We start from the raw sequence: 12662 nt of genomic DNA on the forward strand, positions 1-12662 counted from the left end.
CGTGAAAAATGCCCCACAGAAGTGGGGCGTTTGGTTTTACTTTGGTAGATTGGTCGATGCGACGTTAATAACAAACCGTTGATAAAGCTCATTAAGGTTGCCGATGATGGTGTCTTTACCCAAGACATCATATTTTGAGATTACATCAGCAATTACCGCAATATCGAGATTTCTGGACATGTTATTTGCAAATTCAACATGGCTAATGTGCCACGGCTCGATAGCTACGCCTCCTCTAAATTGATCATAGGGTTTGTAGAACCCGTACCGAGCCAAATTATCTTCAAGCCAACACGAAAACTCATAAAAAGGCCCGCCAGCTTGATATTCCCATGGTTCTAGCTGCAACGAAGCTCCGCTTGCTAGACAGTTTTTTGCATAGATATCTAAGTCGGTACCAAAGTGGTGTCTACTCGCGCCTGGCAGAGCAGAAAACAACATTATAGACTCAACTATTTCTTCACTTGAGAGTTGCGTAATGTCCACAGCTTGATTGTGGCTATTCAAAATTGGCCGTTGTCCACTGTATTTTGCATTCCAGATCGCTTTTTGGCGATGAAAATCACGGTGGGCAGATGCAATTGTAAATTCAAATCCAGCAGACTTTGCTGCCATATTCAGGCTTTTGAGTTCTGTCAGAATACCTGCATGAACTTGGCTGCCATGGTAGGCGACCAAGTGAGAATTTGAAAGCCCAAGTGCTTGAAGCTGAATTTCGGTCATTATTTATTTGCCAAAAGTTTTTCCAGAATAAGCTCATAAATAAGAGCCAAATCGTCGAGTGACTTTGCACAAACTTGCTCATCCACTTGATGGATAGTTTTATTTAATGGGCCCAGCTCTATGACTTTACACCCTGTTTGAGCGATAAAGCGCCCATCTGATGTGCCTCCTGATGTCTCTGGTGTGGAGGCAACCCCGGTGATTTCTTTAATAGACTCAAGCGTAACATTTAGCAGGTCGCCTGGCTCAGTTAAAAATGGCAAACCATTTACTGTCCAGTTAATTTCATAGTCTAAATTATACGCGTCTAGAATATCACAAACGCCTTGCTGCAACCCTTCGACGGTCGACTCTGTGCTGAATCTGAAGTTAAATTGTACATCTACAGTTCCTGGAATCACATTGCCAACACCTGTACCGCCATGGATATTGGAAACCTGAAAGCTTGTTGCTGGAAAATAAGCATTCCCGTTGTCCCACTCCTTTGAACTCAGATCCGCAAGTGCAGGTGCAACTTCATGAATTGGATTCTTTGCTAGGTGAGGATAGGCCACATGACCTTGTATGCCTTTAACTGTTAAATGCCCAGTTAATGATCCTCTGCGTCCATTTTTGACAACATCTCCTAGCGTGTCTCGAGAAGAGGGCTCACCAACGAGGCACATATCGATTTTTTCATTTCTGGCTTCGAGTAAGTCAACGACCTTGGTTGTACCATTGATAAAAGGACCTTCTTCATCCGATGTAATTAAAAAGCTGATTGAACCTTTATGGTCAGGGTGTTTTTTTACGAACCGCTCAGTCGCCACTACCATAGCCGCGAGTGAGCCTTTCATATCTGCTGCACCACGGCCGTGTAAAACGCCGTTCTCTATCAACCCAGCAAAAGGAGGGTGCCGCCAGTCTTTTTCATTACCAACAGGCACAACATCAGTATGACCCGCAAAGCAAAAGTGCGGCCCATCTGAGCCCTTTCTCGCCCAGGTGTTTAGCGTATCAATGAAGAAATGCTCTTCAATATTGAAACCAAGTGGTGCCAGTCGGCTATTTATGAGTTGCTGGCACCCCGCATCTTCTGGCGTTACCGAAGGGCGCTGTATGAGCGCTGATGCGAGTTCAACAACATCACTCAAAGGTGTTGATACGCTCATTTAAATATCTCTTGATATTGATCTGCTTTGAATCCGATGTGATAGCTAGAGTTTACATCTAATATTGGACGCTTGATCATCGCAGGAGACTCTAACATATATTGCTTGGCAGATTCTTCATTGAGGTTTTGTTTTTGTTCATCGCTTAATGCGCGATAGGTGGTGCCTCGTTTGTTTAAAACCGTCTCCCAACCAAGCTGGGTTACGAAAGTGTCTAACAGCTCAGCAGTTAATCCATCTTTACGGTAATCATGGAATGTAAATTCAATCTCGTTTTGCTCTAGAAACTTTTTTGCTTTTTTTATCGTGTCACAGTTTGGGATACCGTATAAAACTATACTCATAATTTACATGCTCTTGCTAATGTTATAAGCGGATCTTTGCCCGCATTGACTTGATTGAGAGGATAATAACATGGCCCTAATTTGTCCGCATTGAGAATTACCATTGACCCCAGAATTGGCTGCTCTTGGGGCACATCAAAATAGCAAAGAACATCTCCAGCGGACACCGTGTTTTTTCCGACACTATGTTGTATCAACTTTTCCATTTTTTTGTATTCGGAAGGGATATGTAAGTGAAGTAAAAGTTGTAACCCTGACTCAGCGCGAATAACAAACTCACATCCTTGTTGGGTAGTTTTAATGACTTTGCCTTTACATGGTGCCAACATCAGCGCTTGATTGCTTTTTACACACACTCCAACTCCCAAAACGCCAGTGGCAAAAAGCTGTATAGGATGATTTTGTAGTGGAAGTACTTTGCCTGAAAACGGACTGGCTATGTGCAGCAAGGGGTTCGCTATTTGCGTGATAGGTGCATATTTTATTGGGGTAGAAAATATCATTAAACGAAAAGGTAACCGTCTTTTTTAAGTGCTTGAATGGCATTATTCAATTGCTGTTCTTTGACTAAAATATAGTCTGTGTCATATGTGGAAATAGAAAATATCGATACATTAGCAGAGGCTAAAACTCCCGAAATGTTTGACATTATCCCAGTTAAAGAGAACCCAAGTGGTCCAATAATTTCTATTGCTCGCCAGTAGGGCTCAGCAGCGAAGCTCTGAACAGAAACATGGGAAGGGCACACAATTGATAACTCTTCAGCTGTTTTGGCTATAAAAAAGATGTCTGACTTTAAAACGCTTGCGGGAATACCATCATCGCTATCTAGGCTATGGATAGTAAAGTCTTGTTGTAGTATTTGTAGCGTTTGTTTTGACATACTTGCGCTCTAACAGCATCGACTTATTCATAGTATAGGCAAGCATGATGAAAAGAAACCCTTTTGTGAAGAGAGAAGATAAATCTTCTCTCTTCAGCAAGTTATCACTGGCCCTTAATGGCGCTGAGCAGCTTGGATAGCTGTAAGGGCAATCGTATAAACAATGTCATCTACCAAAGCACCGCGGCTCAAGTCGTTGACCGGTTTACGCATACCTTGGAGCATAGGGCCGATACTGATAAGGTCGGCACTTCGTTGGACTGCTTTATAAGTTGTGTTACCCGTATTTAAATCAGGGAAAACAAATACGGTTGCTTTACCAGCAACTTTGCTGTTTGGTGCTTTTTTCCTCGCCACATTTTCCATAATGGCTGCGTCGTATTGTAAAGGTCCATCAATATCTAAATCTGGACGTTTAGCCTGAGCAAGCGCAGTTGCCTCTCTGACCTTGTCAACGTCAGCGCCTTGTCCAGACGTACCTGTACTATAACTAATCATGGCGACTTTTGGCTCGATGCCAAATGCGGCTGCAGAATCAGCAGATTGGATTGCGATGTCGGCGAGCTGCTGCGCAGAAGGGTCAGGATTAATAGCACAATCACCGTAAACGAGTACTTGATCAGGCAGCAGCATGAAGAAAACAGAGCTGACTAGTGATGAGTCCGGCGCAGTTTTAATTAGCTGAAGAGGTGGACGAATAGTGTTTGCAGTTGTATTGACTGCACCCGATACAAGGCCGTCGACTTCGCTCTCTGCAAGCATCATAGTGCCAAGCACTACATTGTCTTGAAGTTGCTCAGCCGCAACGACTTCAGTTAGTCCTTTGTTTTTCCTCAGTTCCACCATGGGCGCAATATATTTTTCAATGGCTTGGCTCGGATCTAAAATTGTGACATTTTCATTCAATACAACACCTTGCTGAGCGGCAATACGCTGAATTTCATCATGCTCACCTAACAATACAGTTTTTGCTATACCTCGCTCACCACAAATCGCTGCAGCTTTGATTGTTCTTGGTTCATTGCCTTCAGGCAAAACAATCGTCTTATCGGCACGTCGTGCCAAATCAGTTAGCATGTATCTAAAAGCGGGCGGAGATAGCTTTCTTGTACGTGCAATACCTTGAGATAAGCTGTCTAACCAATCAGGATCAATATGATCGGCATTGTGTTGTTTGACTTTATCTATGCGTTGTTCATCGTCTGCGGGTACTTCCATATTGAAATTATGCAGCAACAACGATGTTCTCCACGTATCGGCCTCTGTGGCGAGGATTGGGAGCCCTGTATTCATCGCTTGCTCACAAAGCTCCATAATTCGGGGCTCTGGCTTAAAGCCGCCAGTGAGTAAAATAGCACCAAGTTTTGTACCATTCATCGCAGATAAGCAGGCTGCAACTAAAATATCCGACCTATCTCCCGGAGTAACGAGCAGTGCGCCCGGTGTGAAGTGGTTTAATATGTTTGACACTGTGCGCGCACAAAATGTGACGCGGCGTAGGCGTCGATGCGCCATATCACCTTCATTTATAACCTCAGCTTGTAAATATTCGCTTAAGTCTCTGACACGGGGGGCAACGAGGTCAAAATCCCATGGAATGGCACCGAGTAGCATAAATGGGTGCTTTCTAAAAATAGGCAATGAGGCCAAACGATTCATCTCGTTTTCTAATTGCTCAGGCTCATGTTGGTCGACTAAATCTGCGCGAGCTCGGCCATCCTCATCAAGCGGTGCGTTGACTTTATTGAATATACAACCAAGTACGCGGCCATGATCAATGCCACCGTAATTTCCAGAGGCAATTTCTAAACGGTCTTCAAGCTGGTCATTGCTGTCATTGCCAGGTGTCAGGACAAATACGATATCAGCGCCGAGTGTTTGTGCTATCTCCCTATTAACTCTTCCTGCGTAGGGTTGTTTTCTGGTTGGCACCATCCCTTCGATGATAGCGACTTCATCGTCATTTACAGAACTTTCAAAACGCTCTACGATTTCTTCCAAAAGATCATCACCCTTTCCGTCTCCGATCATTTGCTCTGCATAATGCAGTTCAAAAGGAGTTGGTGGCGCGATAGAGGAGCCTTGCTTAATAATGAGTGTTGATTTCTCTGGGCCGATATCGGCGTTTCTTGGTTGTGCGATTGGTTTGAAGAAATTAACCTTAACGCCTTTTTGTTCTAACGCACGTACTAAGCCAACAGAGACAGACGTTAAACCAACCCCAGTAGAAATAGGGATAAGCATGATTCTACGACTCATATTTATAGCTCCTCGGCTAGTTTTGCCGCATCTTGAGCGATGACTAATTCTTCGTTTGTTGGAACTACCAATGCTAGTGGAGTTGAATCTTGATCAGTTATCACCCCTTCGTTGCCAAACCTTGCCGCTAGGTTGCTTTCATTGTTTAATTTAAATCCAAGGAAACTCAGTTGATTAACAACTTTTGCACGAATGACATCTGAATTTTCGCCAATACCTCCAGTAAATACAAGCGCGTCAATACCACCAAGAGGTACAGCGAAGCTCGCAATTTGCTTTGCCAGTCTGAAACAGAAAATATCGAGAGCGAGTTGCGCTTGAGTATGGCCTTCGGCAGCACTTTCTTCTATTGTACGGCAATCGTTAGATAGCTCGCTGATACCTAAAAGACCACTTTCCTTATTTAACAAGGTATCGATTTGAGATGCCGTATAGTTAAGTTGATTTACCAAGTAAGCAAACAAACCCGGATCAATATCACCACTGCGAGTGCCCATTACTAGGCCTTCAAGCGGCGTAAGTCCCATGCTGGTATCAACCGATTTACCGTCTTTAACGGCACAAATAGAACAGCCATTTCCAAGGTGGGCTGTGACTATTTTTGAGGGCTTGCCTTTTAAACCTAAAAGATCGATTGCCTGTGCCGATACGTAATAGTGGCTGGTACCATGAAACCCATAGCGTCTGATACTGTGTTTTTTGTATAGTTCATACGGCAGCGCGTATAAAAATGCTTGTGGCTCCATAGTTTGATGAAAAGCAGTATCAAAAACAGCTACTTGAGGTAGTGTTGAAAAAGCATCACTTGCGGCTGTTATGCCAAGTAAGTTGGCTGGATTATGTAAGGGCGCCAATGTTGCGGTTTGTTTAATCGCTTCCAAAACAGTGTCTGTTATGAGTGCTGAATGGGTAAAATGCTCTCCACCGTGAACAACACGGTGTCCAACAGCGACCAATTGTTGATCAAGTTTTAGAGATTTTACTAACTCGACCAATTGGTTAATGGCGACTTCATGAGCGTCTCCATTGGCTAAAGCTACAGTGTGCTTTTTACCATTGAATTTATATTTAATTTGAGGTGAGGCTTCACCAAGGCGCTCAGCTAACCCTGATAAGTGCTCTATTGCAGAGTTAGAGTCAATGATTGCGAATTTGAGGCTAGAACTGCCACAATTGAGGACCAAAACATGCGACGATGACATAATGACTTTCCGTTTTGACAATAAGAGTATTTGCGTATTAAGCTAAATGAAGAAGTTCAATCGGCATTATGCTTAATACTAAGGTATAATTGACATGTATGACTTCAATTTTACCTCATTTTTTAGATAATAGTTAGCACCTAGGAGTTATGATGCAGAAAAGTCTTATTTCACAAGTGCAACTGGGTCGTCAATACGCCAAAGAGTGGCCAATGCGCAAAGAATTAGCGCCGTTATTTCCGGAATTTCGAGTAATTAAGGCCACGGAACTGGCACTCCAGACAATGCCTATTCTCGCATTGTTCACTGTTTTTTTTCAAACCAGTCAGCTAGGAATGGACTACCTACCTCAATCAATCGCGATCGCGTTGTTTTTTCTTACTTTACCAGTGCAGGGGTTACTTTGGTTAGGCAAGCGATGTGACACATCTTTAAACCCGGCGCTCTCGAGCTGGTATCGTGATCTATATCAGAAAATGGTTGCTCAAGGTTATGAAGGGTCAATCTGTACAAGAAAGCCCACATATAGGGAACTTGCAAAGCTATTAACAGATATGTTTGAAAAAATGGACAAAGCGTTCACCAAAGAAAATCTTTGAGATGCAAAATAAAGGCGCGTCAAATAATTACAGACGCGCTTAGTGACTTAGCTCAATGTCTTTTGCGTCTTAGTTTAACGAGCATTAACATCCATATAGGTAACCAAAACATCGAACCACCGCCGGAGTCACTTTCTCCCTGAGAGGGTGGAGACGTGGGTTCTTCTTTGGCTAACACGTTGATATTGATAGTTTGTTCAGATACCAGGCGTTCATTAAAGTAGGCACTAAGTTCAACTCGGTTTTGACCACTATTTTGAAATATAACGTCAGAGCTTTTACCAGAAATGACTTCACCATTAGGCATTTTCCATTTGTAGCTCAAATTTAGGTCATAATCAGATTCTAAATTAACCGATATTAAGGCGTTTTTTCCCTGTTCTACTCGGTCAGGTAAGTTCAATGTAAGTGATTTAATCGCGGGGGTCACCGCATCAACTTCGTATTGCTTACTGTAGCTTAAGTCTTGATTTGCAAAGGCTTTAAGAGTCACAGTGTAAAAATTTGGAGTGGTGTACTCATGATTTGGGTTTTCTTCTGTACTGACATTACCATCACCAAATTCCCATTGGTAGGTCAACTGCTGAGCATGAACGTTAGCTGCTAACGTTAGCGTGCTCAGTAAAATCACTTTTGTACAAAAGTTCCATTTTAGAATCATTTTTTAGTCCTTAATTCCTTCTTCGAGTTGCATATTATCCGTAATGGGTGCGCTAGTCGACAACTTTTACACACAATCTTTACAGTGCCGTTTCACTTCTGGGAAACAAAAGTTAAGTTTATATTATTTTAATTGTGTAAATCAAAAGTGAAAAAAAGTGGATAAAAAGGTTGATTTCATATCCGAACTAATGTTTATAATTTGTTAGGCAATTTACTCAAAAAATAACATATTAAATTTCTAATTCTCATAAATGATGTCCAGGAAGATTCAAGGAGTGAGCAGTGAAAGTTAAATCATATGTGGTATCTGTTGTAGTAGTATCGTCTGTAATTACAGCATGGATTGGCTATGAAAATTATTATTTGGCTAGTGATAACAAATCAAAAAATGAGATTTCTAAGCTAGATAATAAGCCTTCATCACAACCTTCAAATGCAAATATTGAAATGAAAGGTAAGTCTGAAATGCCGGTGTTGTCGGTACAAACAGACTTGGCTGAAAGTTCAAATTTGACATCTTCGCACAGTGAAGCTTCTGTTTTTGACTTCCCACTTCGTCCATTGGAGGACCTACACGATTTAAGAGAGTTGGAAAGAGAGTATGACTTTATTCGAGAGCAACTCGAAGCAACCCAAGCAGTTGAAATGATTAACCAAAGTAACTTGAGTGAAAAAGATATTGCCTCTCTCAAGCGTACTTATACCCACCTTAACAAAGTAATTAAGCGTATTGGTGAACTAGATCTCGAAAGGATTGAGGCCGAGTTTGATGAAAAGTATGGCGAAAACGCCTACGAAGAAGACTTAAACTATGTTCGCAGTACCGTCGCTGAAGCATTGGAAAAGAGAAGAGAATCAAGGAAGGAATGGCAACGAGAAATCGATGCAATGACAAATGCAGTAAAAAATGAACAAGAAGTTCAGTAAATCACTACATGGGTCCAAGGACTCGCTTAATACTAATATAAGGATGAAAACAGTGAAAAAATCTATTTTAGCACTGGCAGTTCTATCAATTCCTGCAACTTCAATGGCGCTACCTAGCCTTCGTGAAGATTGCTCGTTTGGTAGCACAGTGAATACAGGTGGTGCAGATGTAATGTTTAGCCAAAATTGTAAAACGGCTTATGTTGCTCCACCTGATTTGGGGACGGCATCTCTCGGCGGATATGTGGAAACACAGGGTATTTCGTTTTGTAGTAACCTTGATTACGCTAAATCAGAGTTTGACTCTTCACAAACTCGTTCAAAAGTTTGGCGTGATAAAGCATTTCAACTTCAGCTAGATGGTGAGCCTCTAGTTGATGCAAAGATTGAATCAAACGTTGAGCTTACAGCATTAAAAGGTCAGATTGATTACTGGCAATACGGTGTATTAAAGCAGTCATACGAAATGGCTTTACTTGAATATACAAACCGTTTTAGTGCTTACAGCGGTTGTTTAAGAAGTGGTGTTATGACGTCTCAAGAGTGTCTTGAAGCACGTTACGCTACTGAAGATGCATATTATGAAGCGAAGCGCATTTATGACGATTACCGCTCTACAAACAATATTGCATTGTATCAGATTGATCGTTTAACGGCTGAAATTGAAGGCCTTGAAGACCAGATCCTTGAGATCGATGACCGTGTAATGCGCTATGAAACATATGCAGATAACATTGAGCAACGCGCTAAAGAAAACTACATCGAATTAGCGACAATGTATGGTGCTAATACAAAAATCATCTATCAACTTGATTACGATGCGCACGTTGAAAGCATTCGTCGTTTGAATACCAATATTCCACAGCTTACTTCGTGGAGACCAATGCCACTGGTTGCTGCAGAATTTGTTCTTAACATGAGCCCAACATATGCAGGAACAGGTGACTCTGCTCTGAATAACATCACTCCAGTGCACAGCGTGACACTTCCTAAGCAAATTATCAGCTATAAGCCAAAAGGGTTTGATAACTTGTACGAAAACTTCAACGGTGAAGAGAAATCTACCGAAGAAGGCGCGTACATGAACAACATTAATCCAAACGATGTAGATGCACTGGTATACGGTAGTTTCGGCTCTTCAAGTGCGAGTATTGCAACAAACCTTCACGGTGCTTGTAAGCTTAAAAATGATGGCGTAACTGAAAGTGAACTTGCTGCTAAAATGGATACATATATTCAGCCTTCACTGCGTCTTCAGTGGTTGATCGAAGTGCCGTTTGGCTATGAAGCTAAGTACAAAGCGCATAGTATCATCAGCCGTATGACTTCTAACAAGTCAAGTGGTTTCCTATTCTGGAAAAAGCGTAAGAGCAGCTTCCATGAGTGGACTAAGAATACGCAAGACTTCGAAGTTAACTTCATTAACCCTCCTTTCAGCCAATACTGGGATGAGGACATGAAAGCGACTGTTAAAGAAGCAATCATGCGTAGAATTGCATTTGGAGTTATGGACAGTGTTTATCCACGTATCACTGCTGCACCTTTAAATGATGCTGAGCACCAAGCCTGGTCTGATGCTGCTAAACAAGTTGGTTGTAGTTTCGGTCCTTGGGGTTGTGCGATTGGTTGGGTAGTCGGTACTTTAGACAACCGTCGTAACTACAGCAGATTCTATAGCGATAAGAGCCGCTTCTACACTGAGCGCTCTAATGAAATAACTTATATCCCGAAAGATAAGTATCTAACTTTCAAGGCTAACTAAGTCAGTCCCACCAAAATAGTAGAAGCTGCTACCGCAGCTTCTACTTATATTTCAGGTTTTAATAAGGAAAGTTCTATGTGTATGAAGCATTTATGGCTTCCGCTTGTGCTTGCGTTGGGTTTTGAAGTAGAAGCATTAGAAGTCCATGGGCCTAAATATATCCAGCCTGGTGAAGCAGTTATGTTTAACGTGGTTGACAGTGAAAAATACCAGCAGATTGAATGGCAGCAGTCGTTTTTTAACGGCGAAATATATACGACAGGGGATAAGCAACAAACGTTACAACTAGCTTTAAGCCCTACGAGTACAGATTCGTATATTTTTATACGTGCTTATGGTATCGACGGATGGAACTACGATATTGCTGATTTAGAATTAGAGATCAAGCAGAATAAGCCTCAGCCAGTAGACGTTTCGATACAAGGGCCAGAAAAATTAAGTAAGGGCCAGTCGGCAGATTATACCTTGATGGGGTTGCCTGCGGGTACGCGTATAGATTGGGTTATTGCGGATGAGTTTGGCAATGACAGAGGCTTGAAAGTGACACCAAATGGTGATTCAGTAACCTTGAAGGTAAACAAGCGTTATTCAGGATCTGATGCGTTAACTGTTAACGCTGTCTATGTGCAAAACGGGTGGCAATACATTCAAACTAAAAGTGTCACCATCGGAACAGCGGTTCCACAGCCAGAATTATCTTTAGAATTTGACGCGCGTTATACTGCGCTAATAAACGGTGGCGTCAAAGCGACAGTGAACAATCTGCCAGCGGGTGCTCAGGTTGACTATGCTTGGCGAGTCGTAACGCCACCATTAGCTAGTTCGATTACTTTATTCAATGAAGCTACAAGTAATGTGGCGTTGTTGGCACAAAACCTAGACGTCGCTTCTAAAGCAACGTTAGCGCTAAGAGTTGAAATCACAACTAATGAACAACAAGCAGTATTAGAAAAAGAGTTCGATATAACAATAAATCCTAACCTAGCACCACAACTGTCACATCAGCTAGTAAGCGCTGCGCTGTGGAATACAGAAAAGACCAAGTTGACGGTCAATGTGTCAGAGCCAGAGCAAGAAGTATATGACTATAGCTTAGATAATTTAACTCCAGCACTCATACAAGTTCAGCAAATTGCGGCCGGGGAGTATGAAGTAACTGCAAGCGCGGATACAAATGATATTGCGAGCCTAAAATTGTCGGCGTCAGATATACACGGAAATACAAACCACCAAGTAATAGATATCAATATCAAAAAGCTGCCAGTGATTGCATTTGAGCACGCCTCTAAGCGCTATACCAATAGCAAAGTACCATTGATAGCGAATATAAATGTACCTGCGTCTTTCATTCAAAATGTAACGTGGCGCCAGACTTTTGGTAGCAACGCAAATTTAGATGATATTACAACGTTTACACCCAGCTTTATGGCTAATGGGCTTCCTCAAGAATATCGGTTTGAACTGGAGGTTGATTTAGGGAATGGTGTAAAAGTTACTAACGATACGAAAGTGAATACATTCCCTGTAACTGTCCTCAATGACACTGGTGATAGAAGGTTAATTGATGAAGCTGACAAGTGGTATGGCGCCTCTTCCACTACCGTATTGCAGGGGCTTGATGCACAACATGGCAGAGATTCAGAGTCAAATCTCATTAAACTGGGAAGTGGTCCTGATGGTTTCGATTTCATGTTTTTGGATGAACAAGGCCAAATTGTCGAGAACTTTGCTGCAGGAGCGCAGTGCCTAAAAGATAATGTCTCTGGCCTCACATGGCTTTTAAAATCTTCAGATTCATATCCGCTGGAGCAACAACTGCCGCTAGAAGACAGCCTGTGCACGGGGTCGAAATGCTCAGTCAATGCCATTATCCGAGATTTGAACGCACGTAGCCTTTGCGGCAAACAAGATTGGAAGATACCAAGTATTAATCAAACATTATCTATTTTGAGTATTAACCAACAAAACTCGACTCTAGCCTGGTTAAGTAACAATGAGCTAGCAAGCGTACAGGGTCTATTGAACTTAAGAACCTCGAAAGTCAACGAACAGAAAAACTATGTTTTTCTTTTATACGGCGAAGAGCTCAATGGCACATGGAAAAGCGTAGAAGACAGCGCTCAATTTTTACTGGTAGCGGAGCAATAAC

At 42.1% G+C, this 12662-nt stretch carries 12 protein-coding genes; 4 read left to right on the forward strand and 8 right to left on the reverse strand.

Annotated elements, in window-relative coordinates:
* Window positions 1-36: 36 nt before the first annotated feature.
* The 7 genes from N475_RS20250 to N475_RS20280 form a co-directional block, all read right to left on the reverse strand.
* Window positions 37-723: a M15 family metallopeptidase gene (locus tag N475_RS20250; RefSeq protein WP_063365852.1), complete on the reverse strand. Its 687-nt coding sequence runs from the start codon at window positions 721-723 to the stop codon at window positions 37-39.
* Entirely contained in the window at window positions 723-1874 is a 1152-nt protein-coding gene (gene dapE / locus N475_RS20255; protein ID WP_193343320.1) for a succinyl-diaminopimelate desuccinylase, read from the reverse strand. The genes N475_RS20250 and dapE overlap by 1 nt, the downstream gene beginning before the upstream one ends.
* Window positions 1871-2218, reverse strand: a complete 348-nt coding sequence (locus N475_RS20260; protein WP_063365853.1) for an ArsC family reductase — start codon at window positions 2216-2218, stop codon at window positions 1871-1873. The genes dapE and N475_RS20260 overlap by 4 nt, the downstream gene beginning before the upstream one ends.
* Window positions 2215-2721 carry a PTS glucose transporter subunit IIA gene (locus tag N475_RS20265; RefSeq protein ID WP_063356421.1) on the reverse strand — a complete coding sequence of 169 codons (507 nt, stop codon included), beginning with the start codon at window positions 2719-2721 and terminating at the stop codon, window positions 2215-2217. The genes N475_RS20260 and N475_RS20265 overlap by 4 nt, the downstream gene beginning before the upstream one ends.
* Window positions 2721-3101: an ACT domain-containing protein gene (locus N475_RS20270; protein ID WP_063356420.1), complete on the reverse strand. Its 381-nt coding sequence runs from the start codon at window positions 3099-3101 to the stop codon at window positions 2721-2723. Before N475_RS20270 ends, N475_RS20265 begins: the two co-directional genes overlap by 1 nt.
* 114 nt (window positions 3102-3215) lie before the next feature.
* Window positions 3216-5360 (reverse strand): phosphate acetyltransferase, encoded by a 2145-nt coding sequence (pta, locus tag N475_RS20275; protein WP_063356419.1) that lies wholly within the window; start codon window positions 5358-5360, stop codon window positions 3216-3218.
* 2 nt (window positions 5361-5362) lie between these two features.
* Complete coding sequence (locus N475_RS20280; RefSeq protein WP_063356418.1) at window positions 5363-6562, reverse strand: acetate kinase; 1200 nt, start codon at window positions 6560-6562, stop codon at window positions 5363-5365.
* A gap of 152 nt (window positions 6563-6714) precedes the next feature.
* Between N475_RS20280 and yfbV the strand changes: the two genes are divergently transcribed.
* Window positions 6715-7161 carry a terminus macrodomain insulation protein YfbV gene (gene yfbV, locus N475_RS20285; protein ID WP_063356417.1) on the forward strand — a complete coding sequence of 149 codons (447 nt, stop codon included), beginning with the start codon at window positions 6715-6717 and terminating at the stop codon, window positions 7159-7161.
* A gap of 52 nt (window positions 7162-7213) precedes the next feature.
* On the opposite strand, the gene N475_RS20290 is transcribed toward yfbV, so the two are convergent.
* Window positions 7214-7822 (reverse strand): PKD domain-containing protein, encoded by a 609-nt coding sequence (locus N475_RS20290; protein ID WP_063356416.1) that lies wholly within the window; start codon window positions 7820-7822, stop codon window positions 7214-7216.
* Between the two features lie 284 nt (window positions 7823-8106).
* Between N475_RS20290 and N475_RS20295 the strand changes: the two genes are divergently transcribed.
* The 3 genes from N475_RS20295 (at window position 8107) to N475_RS20305 (ending at window position 12661) form a co-directional block, all read left to right on the forward strand.
* Window positions 8107-8751 carry a hypothetical protein gene (locus N475_RS20295; protein ID WP_063356415.1) on the forward strand — a complete coding sequence of 215 codons (645 nt, stop codon included), beginning with the start codon at window positions 8107-8109 and terminating at the stop codon, window positions 8749-8751.
* A 52-nt stretch (window positions 8752-8803) separates the two neighbouring features.
* Window positions 8804-10513 (forward strand): hypothetical protein, encoded by a 1710-nt coding sequence (locus N475_RS20300; RefSeq protein ID WP_063365854.1) that lies wholly within the window; start codon window positions 8804-8806, stop codon window positions 10511-10513.
* Between the two features lie 81 nt (window positions 10514-10594).
* On the forward strand, window positions 10595-12661 hold the full coding sequence (locus N475_RS20305) for an Lcl C-terminal domain-containing protein (RefSeq protein WP_162269618.1): 2067 nt from the start codon (window positions 10595-10597) through the stop codon (window positions 12659-12661).
* The last annotated feature ends 1 nt before the right edge of the window (window position 12662 follow it).

This window comes from Pseudoalteromonas luteoviolacea DSM 6061 (assembly GCF_001625655.1).
GTDB classification, from domain to species: domain Bacteria; phylum Pseudomonadota; class Gammaproteobacteria; order Enterobacterales; family Alteromonadaceae; genus Pseudoalteromonas; species Pseudoalteromonas luteoviolacea.

What these genes read in the sequence shown, in the direction of transcription:
- pta (WP_063356419.1), bottom strand. Translation starts at nt 5,360, where the DNA reads ATGAGTCGTAGAATCATGCTTATCCCTATTTCTACTGGGGTTGGTTTA.
- dapE (WP_193343320.1), bottom strand. Translation starts at nt 1,874, where the DNA reads ATGAGCGTATCAACACCTTTGAGTGATGTTGTTGAACTCGCATCAGCG.
- yfbV (WP_063356417.1), top strand. Translation starts at nt 6,715, where the DNA reads ATGCAGAAAAGTCTTATTTCACAAGTGCAACTGGGTCGTCAATACGCC.
- N475_RS20260 (WP_063365853.1), bottom strand. Translation starts at nt 2,218, where the DNA reads ATGAGTATAGTTTTATACGGTATCCCAAACTGTGACACGATAAAAAAA.
- N475_RS20280 (WP_063356418.1), bottom strand. Translation starts at nt 6,562, where the DNA reads ATGTCATCGTCGCATGTTTTGGTCCTCAATTGTGGCAGTTCTAGCCTC.
- N475_RS20305 (WP_162269618.1), top strand. Translation starts at nt 10,595, where the DNA reads ATGAAGCATTTATGGCTTCCGCTTGTGCTTGCGTTGGGTTTTGAAGTA.
- N475_RS20265 (WP_063356421.1), bottom strand. Translation starts at nt 2,721, where the DNA reads ATGATATTTTCTACCCCAATAAAATATGCACCTATCACGCAAATAGCG.
- N475_RS20250 (WP_063365852.1), bottom strand. Translation starts at nt 723, where the DNA reads ATGACCGAAATTCAGCTTCAAGCACTTGGGCTTTCAAATTCTCACTTG.
- N475_RS20270 (WP_063356420.1), bottom strand. Translation starts at nt 3,101, where the DNA reads ATGTCAAAACAAACGCTACAAATACTACAACAAGACTTTACTATCCAT.
- N475_RS20290 (WP_063356416.1), bottom strand. Translation starts at nt 7,822, where the DNA reads ATGATTCTAAAATGGAACTTTTGTACAAAAGTGATTTTACTGAGCACG.